Annotated in this window: 15 protein-coding genes and 1 pseudogene; 9 read left to right on the top strand and 7 right to left on the bottom strand. The window is 73.1% G+C overall.

What is annotated here, in order from left to right; genetic code table 11:
• Window positions 1–34: 34 nt before the first annotated feature.
• Complete coding sequence (locus ACVCAH_RS05390) at window positions 35–916, bottom strand: MaoC/PaaZ C-terminal domain-containing protein (protein WP_447134907.1); 882 nt, start codon at window positions 914–916, stop codon at window positions 35–37.
• Between the two features lies 1 nt (window position 917).
• Window positions 918–2,288, bottom strand: coding sequence for a 3-oxoacyl-ACP reductase (locus tag ACVCAH_RS05385; protein WP_447134906.1), 1,371 nt, complete (start codon window positions 2,286–2,288; stop codon window positions 918–920).
• Between the two features lie 54 nt (window positions 2,289–2,342).
• On the opposite strand from ACVCAH_RS05385, the gene ACVCAH_RS05380 reads away from it, so the two are divergent.
• Window positions 2,343–3,635 carry an acetyl-CoA C-acetyltransferase gene (locus ACVCAH_RS05380; protein ID WP_447134905.1) on the top strand — a complete coding sequence of 431 codons (1,293 nt, stop codon included), beginning with the start codon at window positions 2,343–2,345 and terminating at the stop codon, window positions 3,633–3,635.
• A gap of 13 nt (window positions 3,636–3,648) precedes the next feature.
• On the opposite strand, the gene ACVCAH_RS05375 is transcribed toward ACVCAH_RS05380, so the two are convergent.
• Both ACVCAH_RS05375 and ACVCAH_RS05370 read right to left on the bottom strand, forming a co-directional pair.
• On the bottom strand, window positions 3,649–4,074 hold the full coding sequence (locus ACVCAH_RS05375) for a PIN domain-containing protein (protein ID WP_447134904.1): 426 nt from the start codon (window positions 4,072–4,074) through the stop codon (window positions 3,649–3,651).
• A complete protein-coding gene (locus ACVCAH_RS05370; RefSeq protein ID WP_447134903.1) occupies window positions 4,071–4,280 on the bottom strand; it encodes a type II toxin-antitoxin system VapB family antitoxin in 210 nt (69 codons plus the stop codon). The genes ACVCAH_RS05375 and ACVCAH_RS05370 overlap by 4 nt, the downstream gene beginning before the upstream one ends.
• A 90-nt stretch (window positions 4,281–4,370) precedes the next feature.
• On the opposite strand from ACVCAH_RS05370, the gene purB reads away from it, so the two are divergent.
• Window positions 4,371–5,795 carry an adenylosuccinate lyase gene (gene purB / locus ACVCAH_RS05365; RefSeq protein ID WP_447134902.1) on the top strand — a complete coding sequence of 475 codons (1,425 nt, stop codon included), beginning with the start codon at window positions 4,371–4,373 and terminating at the stop codon, window positions 5,793–5,795.
• A 106-nt stretch (window positions 5,796–5,901) separates the two neighbouring features.
• Here the strand turns inward: purB and ACVCAH_RS05360 are convergent, their stop codons facing one another.
• Window positions 5,902–6,468, bottom strand: coding sequence for a YbjQ family protein (locus ACVCAH_RS05360; RefSeq protein WP_447134901.1), 567 nt, complete (start codon window positions 6,466–6,468; stop codon window positions 5,902–5,904).
• Window positions 6,469–6,492: 24 nt separating this feature from the next.
• Window positions 6,493–7,176, bottom strand: coding sequence for a S1 family peptidase (locus ACVCAH_RS05355; RefSeq protein WP_447134900.1), 684 nt, complete (start codon window positions 7,174–7,176; stop codon window positions 6,493–6,495).
• A 418-nt stretch (window positions 7,177–7,594) separates the two neighbouring features.
• On the opposite strand from ACVCAH_RS05355, the gene purS reads away from it, so the two are divergent.
• The 4 genes from purS (at window position 7,595) to ACVCAH_RS05335 (ending at window position 12,083) form a co-directional block, all read left to right on the top strand.
• Window positions 7,595–7,858: a phosphoribosylformylglycinamidine synthase subunit PurS gene (gene purS, locus ACVCAH_RS05350; RefSeq protein WP_030332194.1), complete on the top strand. Its 264-nt coding sequence runs from the start codon at window positions 7,595–7,597 to the stop codon at window positions 7,856–7,858.
• Window positions 7,855–8,538, top strand: coding sequence for a phosphoribosylformylglycinamidine synthase subunit PurQ (purQ, locus tag ACVCAH_RS05345; protein ID WP_447134899.1), 684 nt, complete (start codon window positions 7,855–7,857; stop codon window positions 8,536–8,538). The genes purS and purQ overlap by 4 nt, the downstream gene beginning before the upstream one ends.
• A 70-nt stretch (window positions 8,539–8,608) precedes the next feature.
• A complete protein-coding gene (gene purL, locus ACVCAH_RS05340) occupies window positions 8,609–11,323 on the top strand; it encodes a phosphoribosylformylglycinamidine synthase subunit PurL (protein ID WP_447134898.1) in 2,715 nt (904 codons plus the stop codon).
• A complete protein-coding gene (locus ACVCAH_RS05335; RefSeq protein WP_447134897.1) occupies window positions 11,286–12,083 on the top strand; it encodes a 2-phosphosulfolactate phosphatase in 798 nt (265 codons plus the stop codon). Before purL ends, ACVCAH_RS05335 begins: the two co-directional genes overlap by 38 nt.
• 102 nt (window positions 12,084–12,185) lie before the next feature.
• Here ACVCAH_RS05335 and ACVCAH_RS05330 read toward each other — a convergent pair.
• Window positions 12,186–14,104, bottom strand: a pseudogene (locus ACVCAH_RS05330) (hypothetical protein); the annotation flags it as partial.
• Window positions 14,105–14,216: 112 nt separating this feature from the next.
• Between ACVCAH_RS05330 and ACVCAH_RS05325 the strand changes: the two are divergent.
• The 3 genes from ACVCAH_RS05325 (at window position 14,217) to purM (ending at window position 17,492) form a co-directional block, all read left to right on the top strand.
• Entirely contained in the window at window positions 14,217–14,570 is a 354-nt protein-coding gene (locus ACVCAH_RS05325) for a sterol carrier family protein (protein WP_447134896.1), read from the top strand.
• Window positions 14,571–14,737: 167 nt separating this feature from the next.
• Complete coding sequence (gene purF / locus ACVCAH_RS05320) at window positions 14,738–16,279, top strand: amidophosphoribosyltransferase (RefSeq protein ID WP_447134895.1); 1,542 nt, start codon at window positions 14,738–14,740, stop codon at window positions 16,277–16,279.
• A gap of 58 nt (window positions 16,280–16,337) precedes the next feature.
• A complete protein-coding gene (gene purM / locus ACVCAH_RS05315) occupies window positions 16,338–17,492 on the top strand; it encodes a phosphoribosylformylglycinamidine cyclo-ligase (protein ID WP_447134894.1) in 1,155 nt (384 codons plus the stop codon).
• Window positions 17,493–17,565 lie beyond the last annotated feature (73 nt).

Genomic DNA, 17,565 nt, shown 5'->3' with positions numbered 1-17,565 from the left:
ATGCTGGCCGGGAGACGGTCCTGCGGGGGCTGAGTCAGCGGATCGTGCCGGTCAGGTGCGGGCGGCCGGTGCGCGCGTCGTGCAGGGCGAACTCCCAGGCCGGGACGGCACTGAAGGCGACCGTGCCGGGCAGCGGGACCGGTAGCTTGAACGCCACGTCGACGGTGAAGGCGTCCGGCAGCCGGCTCTCCAGCGCGGCCAGGCAGCGGGCCTTGCTCCACATCCCGTGCGCGATCGGGCGGGGGAAGCCGAGCAACCGGGCCCCCAGCCGGGAGGTGTGGATCGGGTTGTGGTCGCCGGAGACCCGCGCGTAGTCCGTACCCACCCGGGGCTCGACCCGCCAGTGCGCGGAGGCGGGCGGCGGGGCCGGCCGCTCGCCCCGGTCGCGCCGCTCGCCGCCGCCGGGGCCGCGCTCCTTGGCGAGGTACGTCGAGACGCCCCGCCACACCTCCGCGCCGCCCACCGTGGCGACGAGGACCACGTCGAGCTGGCGGCCCCGGTCGTGCGGGCGCAGGTTCTCCGCGTACGTGGTGAAGTCGAGCGTCTCCTCGGCGCCGATCGGGCGGTGCACGGTGATCCGGTTGGCCACGTGCACCACGCCGGCCAGCGCGATCGGGAAGTCCGGCGCGGTCATCAGCCGCAGCGCCAGCGGGAAGCCCAGCACGTGCGGATACGTCGCCGGCAGCCGGTCGGCCAGCCGGAACCCGCAGACCCGGTCGTAGTCGGCCAGGTGGGCCCGGTCGACGGTGGCGCCGGTGACGGCCAGCTCGACCGCGGGCACGGTCTCGCCACGCCGGCCGCCGACGCCGGGCAACGCGCCGAGCAGGGCGCGCCGGTAGAGCGCGCCGGCCGCGGGCATCGCGGGCAGCTCGGCCCGGGCCCGGGTCGGGGCGGGCCGGTCCTCGGTGGTCGCCATCTCAGGCCCCCAGCAGGCTCTGGCCGCAGACCCGGACCACGTTGCCGCTAACCGCGCCGGAGGCCGGCCAGGCCAGCCAGCCGATGGTCTCCGCCACGTCGACCGGCAGGCCGCCCTGGGACATGCTGTTCATCCGCCGGCCCGCCTCACGCAGCATCAGCGGGATCCGGGCGGTCAGCCGGGTCTCGATGAACCCGGGGGCGACCGCGTTGACGCTGATCTGCCGGTCGCGCAGCGCCGGGGCGAGCGACTCGACCAGCCCGATCACGCCCGCCTTGCTGGTGGCGTAGTTGGTCTGGCCGCGGTTGCCGGCGATCCCGGCGATCGAGGAGACCGAGACGAGCCGCCCGCCAACCGGGATCAGCTCCCGCTCCAGCAGCACGTCGTTGATCCGCTCCTGGCTGGAGAGGTTGACCTCCAGCACCGAGTCCCAGCGGTCGGCGTCCATCCGGCCGAGGGTCTTGTCCCGGGTGATGCCGGCGTTGTGCACCACCACGTCCACCCGGCCGTGCCGGCCGGCCAGGTGCTCGGCGAGCCGGGTCGGGGCGTCCGGCGCGGTCAGGTCGAGCTGCACCGCGCTGCCGCCGATCTCGTTCGCCACCGCGGCCAGCTCGTCCCCGGCGGCCGGGATGTCCAGCGCCACCACCCGGGCGCCGTCGCGGGCGAGCACCCGGGCCAGCGCCGCCCCGATGCCCCGGGCCGCCCCGGTGACCAGCACCACCTGCCCGTCCAGCGGGCGGTCCCAGTCGGCCGGCGGTTCCGCCCGCCCGGCGCCGACCCGGATCACCTGCCCGGAGACGTACGCGGACCGGCCGGAGAGCAGGAACCGCAGGGTCGCTTCGAGACTGGTCGCCGTGCCGGCGGCGAGGTCCGGGCCGTCGCCGGCGGTGACGTACACCAGTTGGGCGGTGACCCCGCGGCCGAACTCCTTGCCGATGCTGCGGGTCAGCCCTTCCAGGGCGCGCTGCGCGGTCGCCTCCCGGGGCGTGCCGCACTCGGCGGGCGGGGTGCCCAGCACGATCACCCGGCCGCTGGGCAGCACCGAGCGGGCCCGGGGGTGGAAGAAGTCGTAGAGCTGCCGCAACCCGGTCGAGTCGGTGATCCCGGTGGCGTCGTACACCAGGGCGCCGAAGCGGTCGGTGGCGTCGCCGTCGGCGGCCGGATCGCGCACCTCCACCCCGGCGGCGGCGAGGATCTTGCCGATCGGCGCGGCGAGGCGACCGCCGGTGGCCGTGCCGAGCAGGGCCGGCCCGGGCAGCAGGGGGTCGCCGGGGCGGTGCCGGCGCAGTCGCGGCGGGTCGGGCAGCCCGAGGCGCTTGACCAGCGCGCGGCCGGCCCCCGATTGGACGAAGCTCGCGTACCTGTCGGTCATAGGCGTAGCCTACTGACGAGTAGGGTTCGGGCAAGACTTTCCAGGAGGCGGATCGTGCAGAACATCCGGCGGGTCGCGGTCATCGGTGGCAACCGCATCCCCTTCGCCCGCTCCAACTCCCGCTACGCCAGCGCGTCCAACGCGGACATGCTCGGCGCGGCGCTCGACGGGCTGATCGCCCGCTACGGCCTGGCCGGTCAGCGGGTCGGCGAGGTGGTCGCCGGGGCGGTGCTCAAGCACTCCCGGGACTTCAACCTCACCCGTGAGGTGGTGCTCGGCTCGCGGCTCGACCCGCACACCCCGGCGTACGACATCCAGCAGGCCTGCGGCACCGGCCTGGAGGCCGCCATCCTGGTCGCCAACAAGATCGCCCTCGGGCAGATCGACGTCGGCATCGCCGGCGGCGTCGACACCACCTCGGACGCGCCGCTGGCGGTCAACGAGGACCTGCGCCGCACGCTGATCCAGCTGAACAGCGCCCGCACCCTCGGCGAGCGGCTGCGGCTCGCGGCGAAGCTGCGCCCGTCGCAGCCGTTCAAGCCGGAGATCCCGCGCAACGCCGAGCCGCGCACCGGACTGTCCATGGGGGAGCACGCGGCCCGCACCGCGCTGCGCTGGAACGTCGACCGGCAGTCCCAGGACGAGTTGGCGCTCCGCTCGCACCAGCGGCTCGCCGCCGCGTACGAGCGGGGCTTCTTCGACGACCTGATGACGCCCTACCTCGGCCTGACCCGGGACCAGAACCTGCGTCCGGAGACCAGCCTGGCGAAGCTCGGCTCGCTCAAGCCGGTCTTCGGCGCCAAGGGTCCGGACGCCGAGCGGGCCACCATGACCGCCGGCAACTCCTCGCCGCTCACCGACGGGGCTTCCACCGTGCTGCTCGCCTCCGAGGAGTGGGCCCGCGCGCACAGCCTGCCCGTGCTGGCCTGGTTCAGCTGGTCGGAGACGGCCGCCGTGGACTTCGTGCACGGCGACGAGGGGCTGCTGATGGCCCCCGCCTACGCGGTGCCGCGGATGCTGGCCCGGGCCGGGCTCACCCTGCAGGACTTCGACTACTACGAGATCCACGAGGCGTTCGCCTCGCAGGTGCTGGCCACCCTGGCCGCCTGGGAGTCGGCGGAGTTCTGCAAGGACCGGCTCGGCCTGGACGCCCCGCTCGGCGCGATCGACCGGGAGCGGCTCAACGTCAACGGCTCGTCGCTGGCGGCCGGGCACCCGTTCGCGGCGACCGGCGGCCGGATCGTGGCCACCCTGGCCAAGCTGCTCGCCGAGAAGGGCAGCGGCCGGGGCCTGATCTCGATCTGCGCGGCCGGCGGCCAGGGCGTCACCGCGATCCTGGAACACTGACCCTTCCGCTCGTCTACTTCACCGACCCGGCTGGTGCCAACCACCGCATGGGCTGGCCGGTCACGGTGGCGATCTGGTCGAAGTCGCGGTCGTAGTGCAGCACCGACAGCCCGTGGTATTCGGCCGTGGCGGCGATCAGGAGATCCACAGGTGCGGCCGACCGGTGCCAGCCCCGCCCGGTCAGCTCAACCTGGGTCTCGGTTGCTCGCTCGTAGATCCGGTCGGGCATGGCCACCCAGCCGAAGGCGATCCGCAGTTGCTCCTCGAGTCGAGCGCGGTCGGCGACGGACCGGGCCGAGTAGAGAAACTCCAACTCGATGAGGGGACAGACGGCGACGAGGCCAGCCGTGATGGCCGGCTCCCAGCGGGCCAGCACCGCCGGGTCCCGGAACAGTCGGACGAGGGCGCTGGTGTCGACCAGGTAGTCAGCGAGCTTCACGAACGGTATGTCTTCTTGTCGAGCAGCTCGTCGAAGTCTCCTGCCTGCCCGCGAGTTGCCAGTTCGGCGAGCGCTCGGGCCCGGCGCACCCGCGCCGCCCCTTCGCGGAGCGCCACGTTGACCGTCTCCTTCTTGGTCTTGGTGCCGAACGCCTCGGCCGCGTCGGCAAGCGCCTCGTCGTCGACATCTACCAGGATCTTGGTCATCCAGGCCCCCTATATACGGCAACCTTGTGAAGTATATCCGGCAGGGGGCTTCGGTCGGGGACGGACGCGGCGTACGGGAGAATGAGGTACGTGACGACGATCCCGAACGTGCTCGCCAACCGCTACGCCTCGCCCGAACTGGTCGCCCTCTGGTCTCCGGAGGAGAAGGTCCGGATGGAGCGGCGGCTCTGGCTCGCCGTGCTCCGGGCCCAGCGTGACCTCGGCGTGCCGGTGCCGGACGGCGTGGTCGAGGCGTACGAGCGGGTGCTCGACCAGGTCGACCTGGCCTCGATCGCCGAGCGGGAGCGGGTCACCCGGCACGACGTGAAGGCCCGGATCGAGGAGTTCAGCGCGCTCGCCGGGCACGAGCACGTGCACAAGGGGATGACCTCGCGGGATCTCACCGAGAACGTCGAGCAGCTCCAGGTGCGCCGCTCGCTGGAGCTCATCCGGGACCGGGTGGTGGCCACCCTGGCCCGGCTGGCCCGGCTCGCCGTGGAGCACTCCGACCTGGTCATGACCGGCCGTTCGCACAACGTCGCGGCGCAGGCCACCACGCTGGGCAAGCGCTTCGCGTCGGCTGCCGAGGAGCTGCTCATCGCGTACGAGCGGCTGGACGATCTGATCAACTGGTACCCGCTGCGCGGCATCAAGGGTCCGGTGGGCACCGCCGCCGACCAGCTCGACCTCTTCGACGGCGACGCCGACAGGGTGGCCGAGCTGGAGCGCCGGGTGGCCGGGCACCTCGGCTTCACCCGGGTGCTGGACAGCGTCGGCCAGGTCTACCCGCGCTCGATCGACCTGGCGGTGCTCTCCGCGCTGGCCCAGATCGCCGCCGCGCCGTCGTCGCTGGCCACCACGATCCGGCTGATGGTCGGTCAGGAGCTGGCCACCGAGGGCTTCAAGCCGGGCCAGGTGGGCTCCAGCGCCATGCCGCACAAGATGAACACCCGCTCCAGCGAGCGGGTCAACGGCTTCGCGGTGATCATCCGGGGTTACCTGTCGATGGTCGGCGAGCTGGCCGGCGACCAGTGGAACGAGGGGGACGTCTCCTGCTCGGTGGTGCGCCGGGTGGCCCTGCCGGACGCGTTCTTCGCCGCCGACGGGCTGTTCCAGACCTTCCTCACCGTGCTGGACGAGTTCGGGGCGTACCCGGCGGTGATCAACCGTGAGCTGGAGCGCTTCCTGCCGTTCCTGGCCACCACGAAGATCCTGGTGGCGGCGGTCCGGCGCGGCGTCGGCCGCGAAATGGCGCACGAGGCGATCAAGGAGCACGCGGTCGCCGTGGCGCTGAACATGCGGGAGAAGGGCGCCGCCGAGAACGACCTCTTCGACCGGCTGGCCGCGGACGGCCGGCTCGGCCTGTCCCGCGGCGAGATCGACGCGCTGGTCGCCGACCGCACCGCCTTCGTCGGCGCCGCCCCCGCCCAGGTCGACGCCGTCGCCCGCCGCGTCGCCACCGTAGTGGCCGCCCACCCCACCGCCGCCACCTACACCCCACCCCCCATCCTCTAACCCCACCCCCCCTCACCTGTTGATCATGAAGTTTGCGTCAGCTTCGATCTTCACACTGACGCAAACTCCATGATCAACACGCCTGAAGGGGGACGGGCGGGAGGGGTCAGGAGTCGCGGGTGGGGGTTTCGGCGGCGGTGCGGAGGTTGGGGGCGCTGGCCGGTTCGGCGATGCCGCCGGGGGCCTCGGCGATCTCGCCCTCGTGGGCGGTCTCCGCGGCGACCAGCGGCTGGTCGGGCGGCATGACGTCGGGCACCTTGGGCACCACGATCACCGCCGTGCCGTACGCGCAGATCTCCATCCACATCTCGCCGCAGTCGCGGCTGTCGAACCGCATCCCCACCACGGCGTTCGCGCCGAGCCGGCGGGCCTCCTCGCCGAGCCGGGCCACCGAGTCGGTCCGCCACCGGGTGAGGTTGTCCGGCGCCATCGGGTCGTACGCGCCACCGCGCAGGTTCTTGACCCCCTCGCGGTACGGGTTCCGCGTCCTGGCCATCGATGACACCACTTCGCCGAGAATCTGGCGGATCTCGTACCCGGGTAGTTGCTCCGTCGTCACGACCAGCACGTTTCCGATGCTGTCAGGCGACCCGGCACCCCATCGTGAGGGTTGTTCACCTGATCGGATGCTGCAAAACGGCGCGGCGCGGACGGCCGGCGCGGCGCCGACCATCCGCGCCGCCCGGGGCGCTAACCGTCAGACACCGGCCACCGAGGTGATCCAGGCCCGGTTGTACGCGACACTGCCGTAGTTCTGGATGCTCTGGCCGTCGGCGGTCGAGGCGACGCCGACCTGGCGGCCGTTGTAGAACTGCGGCCCGCCCGAGTCGCCCCGCCAGGCGTTGCCGTTGATCCGGGTGCTCCGGATCGCCTGCCCGCCGTAGGCGTCGGTGGCGCTGTTGCTGGTCACCTGGACCGAGGCGGTCTTGAGCTGGCTGGACGCCGAGCAGCCGCTGTAGCAGGTCATGCCCCAGCCGTAGATCGAGTTGGTCGAGCCGATCGGCGGGTTGCTGCTGGCCAGCGTGACGTACGAGGTGCTCACCGAGCTGGACAGCCGCATCAGCGCCAGGTCGTAGCGGCCGTAGGTGGCGCTGACGGTGCGGGTGACGCCGCCGGAGGAGCGGTAGACGCTGCCCACCCGGACCGACATCGAGCCGCCGAGGCAGTGCCGGGCGGTGAGCACCCACTGCGGGGCGATGATCGTGCCCGAGCAGGTGAACGAGCCGTTGCTGAACACCGCGGCGGCCCACGGGGCCGACGAGACGGTGCTGCCGCCGATGATGGGATCCGGGCCGGCCGGGGCGGCGACGGCGCCGGAGCTGGCGCCGAGCAGGGTGGCCGCGGCGGTGGCGACGACCGCGACCAGGGATCGGATGCGCATGGGGGGCTCCTTCGGGGGTTGGACCCGGGTTCGCCGGGTCCGGCCTGCCGGTCGGCGGGCGGGGGTGGCCCGCCGCCCGGGGACTATCATCGACGTCCGACGATGTACGGTAGGGCGCTGAGATGTCGTTCACAAGAGTTTCATCGAAATTAATCGATGATCTGGGGTCGAGATGCGGTGGCCCGCCGGGGGTCGCGCGTCCAGCCGGCCGAACCGGGCGAAACGCCCCACCCGGCAACGAACACGCATCGGGATCACAACGACTCGGCATCGGTCCACCGGGCCCCACGCCGACAATGTCGATCACTGCCTGAACCGCGTCCGGCCGGTGCGGCCGGGGCGGGATCTGCCAGGTAGGCTGGCTGCGCTCGCCCGTTGTGGGTCGGCACCCAACTGCGTACACAGTCAGGAGTGCCCAGTGCCTCGCGTCGTCGTCGACGTCATGCTCAAGCCCGAGATCCTCGATCCGCAGGGCCAGGCCGTCGCAAACGCGCTGCCCCGGCTCGGCGTCAGCGACGTCGCCTCGGTCCGGATCGGCAGGCGGATCGAGATCGAGTTCACCGGTGAACCGGACCTGGACCGGGCCCGGGAGATCGCCGACAAGCTGCTCGCCAACCCGGTCATCGAGGACTTCACGGTCCGCCTGGTCGAGGCCGACGAGACCGCGGACGCCCGCTCGTGACCGCGCGGGTCGGTGTGGTGACGTTCCCCGGCTCGCTCGACGACGGGGACGCGGCGCGGGCCGTCCGGATCGCCGGCGCCGAGCCGGTCCGTCTCTGGCACGGCGACCCGGCGCTGCACGGGGTGGACGCGGTCGTCCTGCCCGGGGGCTTCTCCTACGGTGACTACCTGCGCTGCGGCGCCATCGCCCGGTTCGCCCCGGTGATGGAGACGATCGTGGACGCGGCCCGGGGCGGCCTGCCGGTGCTCGGCATCTGCAACGGCTTCCAGATCCTCTGCGAGGCCCACCTGCTGCCCGGCGCGCTCACCCGCAACCAGCACCTGCACTTCCGCAACCGCGACCAGTTCCTGCGGATCGAGTCGGCCGGCACCGCCTGGACCAACGCGTTCCAGCCCGGCCAGGAGGTGCTGATCCCGGTCAAGAACGGCGAGGGCTGCTACGTCGCCGACTCCGCGACGCTGGACCAGCTCGAGGCCGAGGGCCGGGTGGTCGCCCGCTACATCGGCGGCAACCCGAACGGTTCGCAGCGCGACATCGCCGCGATCAGCAACGCCGCCGGCAACGTCGTCGGCATCATGCCGCATCCCGAGCACGCGGTGGAGGAGCTGACCGGCCCCTCCCTGGACGGTCTCGGCTTCTTCACCTCGGTCCTCAAGCACCTGGTGGGGGCGCCGGCGTGACCGGTCGCGGCGGGATCATCGGTCGGCTCACCCGCCCGCAGGGCGGCCACGAGCGCAGCGAGGAGAGGTCATGACCACCCATCCGGACCCGGTACGGGAGACCCCGGAGGCCGCCCCGGCGCAGCCGGTGGAGCCGCGGCCGGCCCCCGTCGTGCCGCAGGCCACGCCGGCCGGGCACGCCGAGCCGGCGCCCGCCGACTGGGCCGACGGCGTGGACACCGTGCCGCGCGCCGGTGGCACCCCGGGCGAACTCCAGCCGTACGCCGAACTCGGGCTCCGCGACGACGAGTACGACCGGATCCGGCACATCCTCGACCGCCGGCCCACCCAGGCCGAGCTGGCCATGTACTCGATCATGTGGAGCGAGCACTGCTCCTACAAGTCCAGCAAGGTGCACCTGCGCCAGTTCGGTGAGAAGGCGCCGCCCAGCGACCGGCTGCTCGCCGGCATCGGCGAGAACGCCGGCGTGGTGCAGGTCTCCGACGAGCTGGCGGTGACCTTCAAGGTCGAGTCGCACAACCACCCGAGCTTCGTCGAGCCCTACCAGGGCGCGGCCACCGGCGTCGGCGGCATCGTCCGGGACATCCTCGCCATGGGCGCCCGCCCGGTCGCGGTGATGGACCCGCTGCGCTTCGGCGCCGCCGACCACCCGGACACCGCCCGGGTGCTGCCCGGCGTGGTCGCCGGCGTCGGCGGCTACGGCAACTGCCTGGGCCTGCCGAACATCGGCGGCGAGGTCGTCTTCGACCCGTGTTACCAGGGCAACCCGCTGGTCAACGCGCTCTGCCTCGGCGTGCTGCCGGTGAACCGGCTGCAGAACAAGGCCGCCGCCGGGCCCGGCAACATCGTGGTGCTGATGGGCGCCAAGACCGGCCGGGACGGCATCGGCGGTGTCTCGGTGCTGGCCAGCGCCACCTTCGACGAGGGCAGCGAGGAGCGGCGCCCGTCCGTCCAGGTCGGCGACCCCTTCATGGAGAAGCTGCTCATCGAGGCGTGTCTTGAGCTGTACGACGCCGAGTTGGTCGTGGGCATCCAGGACCTGGGCGGCGCCGGCCTGACCTGCGCGCTCACCGAGACCGCCGCCGCAGCCAGCACCGGCATGCGGGTCTGGCTGGAGCGGGTGCCGCTGCGCGAGCCCTCGATGGAGCCGCACGAGATCCTGGCCAGCGAGTCCCAGGAGCGGATGCTGCTGGTGGTCGAGCCGGAGAAGCTCGACGCGGTGCTCAAGACCGCCGAGAAGTGGGGCGTCTGGGCGACCGCCATCGGCGAGGTCACCCCGCCGGCGCCCGATGGCCAGCCGGGCCGGCTGGTGATCACCTGGCGGGACCACCTGGTGGTCGACGTGCCGCCGGGCTCGCTGGTCGACGACGGTCCGGTCTACGCCCGCCCGATGCGCGAGCCGGCCGACCTGATCCTGCTCCAGGCCGACCGGGCCGAGACGCTGCCCCGGCCCGCCGACCCGGAGGCGCTGCGCGAGACCGTGCTGCGCATGATCGCGTCGCCGAACCTGGCCGACAAGACCTGGGTCACCGAGCAGTACGACCGGTACGTGCTGGGCAACACCGTGCTGGCCCAGCCGGAGGACTCCGGCGTGATCCGGATCGACGAGCGGACCGGGCTCGGCGTGGCGCTGTCGGTGGACGGCAACGGCCGGTACGCCCGACTCGACCCGTACCACGGCACCAAGCTGGCGCTCGCCGAGGCGTACCGGAACGTGGCGGTCACCGGCGCGAAGCCGATCGCGGTCACCAACTGCCTGAACTTCGGCTCGCCGGAGGACCCGGGCGTGATGTGGCAGTTCGCTGAGGCCGTCCGCGGCCTGGCCGACGGCTGCGCCGAGCTGGGCATCCCGGTGACCGGCGGCAACGTCAGCTTCTACAACCAGACCGGCGCGGCGGCCATCCACCCGACTCCGGTGGTCGGCGTGCTGGGCGTGCTCGACGACGTGGCCAACCGGGTGCCGATGGGCTTCGTGCCCCGGCCGGGCGGCGACCACGACCAGCTCTTCCTGCTCGGCGAGACGCACGTGGAGCTCTCCGGCTCCGAGTGGGCCTGGGTCACCCACGAGCACCTCGGCGGCGTACCGCCGCAGGTCGACCTGGCCCACGAGCGGTCGCTGGCCGAACTGCTCGCGGAGGCCGCCCGGGTCGGGCACCTCAGCTCCGCGCACGACCTCTCCGACGGCGGTCTCGCGCAGGGCCTGGTCGAGTCCTGCCTGCGCCGCGGGGTCGGTGCGCGGATCGCGGTGCCGGAGCGCTTCGCCGGCGGCTCGATGCCGTTCGTCTACCTGTTCAGCGAGTCCGCCGGGCGGGTGCTGGTCTCGGTGCCGCGCGGTCACCAGAAGGCGTTCACCGCCCTCTGCGCCGAGCGCGGTGTGCCGTTCGAGCTGATCGGGGTCACCGACCCGGCCGGCGGCGCGCTGGAGGTGCACGGGCAGTTCCGGATCGGCCTGGACGAGCTGCGCGCCGCGCACACCGCTACCCTGCCGCGTCTCTTCGGGGGCGCCGAGGTCGTGGACGTGCCGGCGCCGGCGACCGGCGTGGCGGGCGCCGTCGAGGCGGTGCCGCTGCCGGCCACGGAGCCGGCCGCCGAGGTGGCGCCGGTGGACCCGGCGACCGTCGAGGCCGAGCCGATCGCGTCGGCGGCGCCGGTCCCGGCGACCGGTGCGGCGGAGCCCGTCGCCCCGGCCGACGATGCCACCGACGGGCCGGCCGAGGCGTCAGCCGAGGCGTCCGAGTCCGACTCCGGTGACACCGAGCCGCCCGCCGCGCCCGACCAGCGCTGAGGCGTTGGCCGCGGCGGTCTACACGCAACCCGGTTCCGGCGCCCGCTTCGACTGGGGGTTGGCCGGGGCGGCCGAGCTCGGCCGCGTCTGCGCGATGCTGGTGGTGGTGGACGTGCTCTCGTTCACCACCGCCGTGGAGGTGGCGGTCGGCCGCGGCATGCGGGTGCACCCCTTCCCCTGGGGCGAGCAGGCGGCCGACTACGCGCGCCGGGTGGGCGCGGTCGCGGCGGTGGGCCGCCGGCAGGTGACCCCGGAGCACCCGTGGTCACTCTCGCCGGCCGCGCTGAGCGCCGCGCCGGTCGTCGCCGACCTGGTGCTGCCGTCGCCGAACGGTTCGGCGATCAGCGCCGCGGCCAGCGCCACCGGGCTGCCGGTGGTCGCGGCCTGCCTGCGCAACGCGCGCGCCGTCGGGCGCTGGCTCCAGCGACAGGGGTACGGCTCGACGGACGCGCCGGTGGGCGTGATCGCGGCCGGCGAACGCTGGCCGGACGGGTCGTTACGCCCGTCCGTGGAGGACCAGCTCGGGGCGGCCTGCGTGCTCGACGCCGCGTCGAACGTGCCGGGCGGGCTCTCCGTTGAGGCGGCCATGGCGCTCGCCGCGCTGGCCAGCACGCCGGACGTACCGGCCGCCGTGCGGGGCTGCGTCTCCGGCCGGGAGCTGATCGAGCGCGGCTTCGCCGAGGACGTCGAGATCGCTGTGCGGGTCGGCGTCTCGGACGTGGTCCCGGTGCTCCGCCAGGGCGTCTTCTCCGCCGCCTGACCGACTCGGGCGCAGCTGTGTCGACGAGTTGAATGCGAAGGGCCGCCCGGTCAGCCGGGCGGCCCTTCGTCGTGGTCGTGCGGGCCGGAACGGCCCCGGTGCTCAGTCGTCCAGCCAGTCCAGCCGGCGGCCACCCCGGTCCTGCGGCGGCGGCCCGTCCGGCCGGCCGCGCCCGCCGTGCGGCTGGTCGCCGTAGTAACCGCCCTGTTCGTAGCCGCCGCCCTGGTCGTAGCCGCCGCGCTGGGCTGGCGGCTCCTGGCCGTAGCCACCCTGCTGGCCGTAGCCGCCGGTCGGCTCCGCGCCCCGGCCGTAGGGCGCGGCGTCGGGCTCGCCGTAGCCACCCTGGTCGTAGCCGCCGGTCGGCTCCGCGCCCCGGCCGTAGGGCGCCGGGTCCGGCTGGCCGTAGCCGCCCTGCTCCGGCTGGTAGGTGCCGGTCGCGTACGGGTCGGCCGGGGCGGGGTACTGGGTGGCATCGCCGGTGTACCGGCCGGTCGGCTCGTCGTACCGCTCGCCGTAGCCCGCACCGCCCGGCGCCGGCGGCGGCGGGTAGCCCGCCGCGCCACCGGCCGGAGCGCCGTAGTCCCGGCTGCCGTAGCCGCCACCGGAGGAGGGCGCGTTGCCGTAGCCGCCACCGGAGGACGGGGCGTTGCCGTAGCCGCCACCGGAGGAGGGGGCGTTGCCGTAGCCGCCGCCCGAGGAGGGGGCGTTGCCGTAGCCGCCGGCGTAGCCACCCGGGCCGGCCGGCTCGTCGCCGTAGCCGTTGCCCGCCCAGCCCGACTGCGGGCCCCCGGCGCCGTACTGCTGCGACGGCGGGGCGCCGTACGGGTCCGGCGGCACGTCGTCGACCACCGGGCGGTGCATCATCGTCGGCGCGTCGGCGAGCGAGCCGCCGGCCACCATGGTCCGGTCCGGCCCGGCGCCGACGCCGTTCACCACCCGGGTCTGGTCGTCCGCCCCCCGGTACGCGCCCCGGGCCGCCGGGACTGCGCCGGCTGCCGCGGCGGCACCCGCCGGGGCAGCCGCATCGCCGTCGTCGGCGTTCTCCCGGCGCTTCATCCAGAGCAGCACGATGGTGCCGACGCCCGCCGCGACCAGCAGGCCGCCGAGCAGGATGATCAGGTACGAGCCCATGCCGCCGCCGTCGGAGTTGCTGGCGTTGTTCGCCGCGCCGGCGGTGGCCTCCGGGGTCTCCTCGGCCTCGTCGGTGGCCTCGTCGGTCGGCAGCGGCTCCTCGGACGCCGACGGGGTGGCGCTCGGGGTCACCTCGACCTTGAGGGCCAGGGACAGCCGCTGGCCGGTGATGCTCTGGCCGGCACTGGCGTTGAAGCTCTTGGTGGCGACCACGTTGTCGAAGCTGGCGCCGAGGGCGAGCCGGCCCGGGGCGATCGGCTTGTCGCTGGTGCCGGTGAACCGGAAGTTGCCGCTGTCGTCGCTGATCTTCTCGAACCGCTTGCCGTTGCCGTCCTGGAGCATCACCACGGCGTTCGGTACGGAGCTGCCGTCGGCCTGCTTGACCACCTTGCCGGAGACCGCCTGGACCGTCTGGACCTCCTTCGGCTTCCCGACGAGGGTGACGGTCGTGGAACCCTCGCTCGTTCCCGCAAGGAGGCCGGATTCGGTGGCTTTGACCGTGATCCGCGCGGTTCCGCTGGCGGCATCGTCGGCAAGCTTGAAAGTGGCGTCATAGGTGCCACTCGCCTTGACATTGCCGCGGGCGCACTTGTCGACACAGGTCAGCTTCGAGTTGCTTGAAGTGAAACTGATGTCGGCTGATCCGCCGCCAGGCTCGAAGGTGAGGGTGTAACTGACCGTCGTGGTCTTACCCGCCTCGACCGAACCGGGCGAGGCTGACACGTCGCTGACGTCCGGGGGGGCTGCCGAGGCTGGTGTGGCGGGGACGGCGAGCAGGGCGCCGACAACCAGCGCCACGACCACACCGGCCCGCTGCTTCCAGGCACGTCGGTGTGTTGACACGTCCACCGCCTTCCGGGCTGACTTCCCTGGACCGGCGGGCGCCGGGCCGGGGATCATCACGGTACGAATACGCCGTCGGCCACTATGCCTTGTCTGACCGGATCGGCGCGACCCAGGGCCAGCGTCGGACCGGCTGCGAGCGAGTCGTATCGTCCCGTGGTGTCCTCTCCGCACATTAAGTCCGCCGCGGTCGCGGCGGCGTTGTCGGCGCTCGACGAGGGCCGTACCCCCGAAAGGTCGGTGCTCCGTGAGGCGGTCCGTGCCCTGTTGACCGCCCTCGCGGACCGCGCCCCCGGCCGATCGGTGGAGGTGCGTGTCCCACCTTACGGTGCAGTTCAGTGCATTCCCGGTCCCCGACACACCCGCGGCACCCCGCCGAACGTGGTGGAGACGGATCCGCGGACCTGGCTGGAGCTTGCCACGGGCCGGCTCGACTGGGAACGGGCAGTCACGGAGGGTCGCGTATCGGTGAGCGGCATCCGGGCGGATCTCTCCGGTCACCTGCCGCTGTAGGCGGGACGGCAGCCGATCTTGGTAACGGACCGGAGCCGTTTCGTGACTTTCTGTATCGACGCTGATTCGCGTACACTGTCAGGCGACGACAGAGGTCCCGGCCGAGACGTGTGGGTCGCCCCCGTGATCCCGCCAGGCCAGTCCAGATCAGCATGAGGGAGCGGCAGGTGCCCCGAGGCGACGGCCGGCTGAGCCACGACCTTGACCCCCAACGACCCGGCCCGCAGGACGCGTGCGGTGTCTTCGGCGTCTGGGCGCCCGGGGAGGAGGTCGCCAACCTGACCTACTTCGGGCTGTACGCGCTGCAGCACCGCGGTCAGGAGGCGGCCGGGATCGCGGTGAGCGACGGCTCCGGCGTGGTGGTCTACAAGGATCTCGGCCTGGTCGCCCAGGTCTTCGACGAGCCGACCCTGGCCAGCCTGCGGGGGCACGTCGCGATCGGCCACGCGCGCTACTCCACCACCGGCGGCTCGACCTGGGAGAACGCCCAGCCGACCATCCGGTCGACCAGTTCCGGCACGACGATCGCGCTGGCCCACAACGGCAACCTGGTCAACACCGCCGAGCTGCAGCGTGAGGTCGCCGAACGGGGGCTGGTCGCCGACGGCTCGACCAACGACACCTCGCTGGTGACCATGCTGCTGGCCAGCCGCCCCGACCTCTCCGTCGAGGCCGCCGCGCTGGAGGTGCTGCCGCAGCTGCGCGGCGCGTTCAGCTTCGTCTTCATGGACGAGTCGACGCTCTACGCGGCCCGCGACGCGCACGGCGTCCGCCCGCTGGTGCTCGGCCGGCTGGAACGCGGCTGGGTGGTGGCCAGCGAGACCGCGGCGTTGGACATCGTCGGCGCCAGCGTGGTCCGTGAGGTGGAGCCCGGCGAGCTGATCGCGATCGACGAGGACGGGCTGCGCTCCACCCGATTCGCCGTCCCAGAGCCCAAGGGCTGCCTCTTCGAGTACGTCTACATCGCCCGCCCGGACGCCACCATCGCGGGGCGGAACGTGCACGCCGCCCGGGTGCAGATCGGCCGCCAGCTGGCCAAGGAGCACCCCGTCGAGGCTGACCTGGTCATCCCGGTGCCCGAGTCGGGCACGCCGGCCGCGATCGGCTACGCCGAGGAGTCCGGCATCACCTACGGCGCCGGCCTGATGAAGAACCCGTACGTCGGGCGGACCTTCATCCAGCCGTCGCAGACCCTGCGTCAGCTCGGCATCCGGCTCAAGCTCAACCCGCTGCGGCAGAACGTCCGCGGCAAGCGGCTGGTCGTGGTCGACGACTCGATCGTGCGCGGCAACACCCAGCGGGCGATCGTCCGGATGCTGCGCGAGGCCGGCGCGCTGGAGGTGCACGTCCGCATCTCCTCGCCGCCGGTCAAGTGGCCGTGCTTCTACGGCATCGACTTCGCCACCCGCGCCGAGCTGCTGGCCAACGGCCTGGACACCGAGGGCGTCCGCCGCTCGATCGGCGCCGACACGCTCGGCTACGTGTCCCTCTCCGGCCTGATCGCCGCCACCGAACAGCCGAAGACCCGGCTGTGCCGCGCCTGCTTCGACGGGGAGTACCCGATCGAGCTGCCGGCCGGCAACCTGATCGGCAAGCACGTGCTCGAAGGGGTGGGCCGGCGGGTCGCGAACGCGACCCCGGACGCCCTGGAGCGCACCGCCCCGACACTCGTCGCCACTCCGGGCGGCGCGACCGCACACCGCCCGTAGCACCGCCCGGCACCACCGGCCACCGCCGACGGCGCCGAGAACCACAAAGGGGAGAACCGTGACGCACGTGTCCGAGCGCAGCGGCGCAGGAAGCAGCCCGACCGGCGCCGGCGGCGAGCGCCAGCCGTGGACGGCCGGCACCGGCCGCCAGGCGCGCAAACGCTCGGTCTCGTACGCGGACGCCGGCGTGTCGATCGACGCGGGTGACCGCGCGGTCGAGCTGCTCAAGTCCAAGGTGCGGCAGACCCGCCGCCCGGAGGTGCTGGGCGACCTGGGTGGCTTCGCCGGCCTGTTCCGGCTCGACACCACCAAGTACAAGAACCCGATCCTGGCCTCCTCCACGGACGGGGTGGGCACCAAGCTGGTCATCGCCCAGCAGATGGACATCCACGACACGGTCGGCATCGACCTGGTCGCGATGGTCGTCGACGACCTGGTCGCCTGCGGCGCGGAGCCGCTCTTCCTGCTGGACTACATCGCCACCGGCGAGGTCGTGCCGGACAAGGTCGCCGAGATCGGTGCGGGCATCGCCGACGGCTGCCGGTACGCCGGCTGCGCGCTGCTGGGCGGGGAGACCGCCGAGCACCCGGGCGTGCTCCGCCCCGACGAGTACGACATCTCCGCCACCGGCGTCGGCGTGGTGGAGGAGAGCGAGATCCTCAGCCCGGAGCGGGTCGAGGTGGGCGACGTGGTCATCGCGATGCGCTCCTCCGGGCTGCACTCCAACGGCTACTCGCTGGTGCGGCACGTGCTGCTCGGCGCCGGCCGGATGCGGCTGGACGTGGTGATCGAGGACTTCGGCCGGCAGCGGACGCTCGGCGAGGAGCTGCTCACCCCGACCAAGATCTACGCGCAGGACTGCCTCAAGCTGATCGCCGAGGCCGAGGTGCGGGCGCTGGCCCACGTCACCGGCGGCGGCATCCCGGGCAATCTGGTGCGGGTTCTGCCGGAGCACGTCGACGCGGTGGTCAACCGCTCCACCTGGAAGCCGCAGCCGATCTTCGACCTGATCCAGTCCAAGGGCCGGATCGAGGACCCGGAGATGGAGGCGACCTTCAACATGGGCGTCGGCATGTTCGCGATCGTCTCGGCCGAGGACGCCGACCGCGCGCTGGCCACGCTGACCGGCCGGGGCGTCGACGCCTGGCAGGCCGGCGAGATCATCGAGGGCTCCGGCAACGTGCAGATGATCGGCCAGCACACCCGCGGATGATCACGCTCTGGTGATCGTACGGGCACCTGATCAGGGCTTCACCCGAGTGGCCATCGCCGCCTAGCCTGAAGGG

This window comes from Micromonospora sp. LZ34 (genome assembly GCF_052981855.1).
The sequence above is the reverse complement of the archived record's forward strand: the minus strand, read 5'-3'. Positions and strand labels throughout refer to the sequence as shown.

Bases quoted from the DNA above. Each gene is read 5' to 3' on its own strand.
- ACVCAH_RS05390 (WP_447134907.1), bottom strand. From the start codon at position 916: ATGGCGACCACCGAGGACCGGCCCGCCCCGACCCGGGCCCGGGCCGAG.
- ACVCAH_RS05385 (WP_447134906.1), bottom strand. From the start codon at position 2,288: ATGACCGACAGGTACGCGAGCTTCGTCCAATCGGGGGCCGGCCGCGCG.
- ACVCAH_RS05370 (WP_447134903.1), bottom strand. From the start codon at position 4,280: ATGACCAAGATCCTGGTAGATGTCGACGACGAGGCGCTTGCCGACGCG.
- ACVCAH_RS05360 (WP_447134901.1), bottom strand. From the start codon at position 6,468: ATGGTCGGCGCCGCGCCGGCCGTCCGCGCCGCGCCGTTTTGCAGCATC.
- ACVCAH_RS05355 (WP_447134900.1), bottom strand. From the start codon at position 7,176: ATGCGCATCCGATCCCTGGTCGCGGTCGTCGCCACCGCCGCGGCCACC.
- purL (WP_447134898.1), top strand. From the start codon at position 8,609: ATGACCACCCATCCGGACCCGGTACGGGAGACCCCGGAGGCCGCCCCG.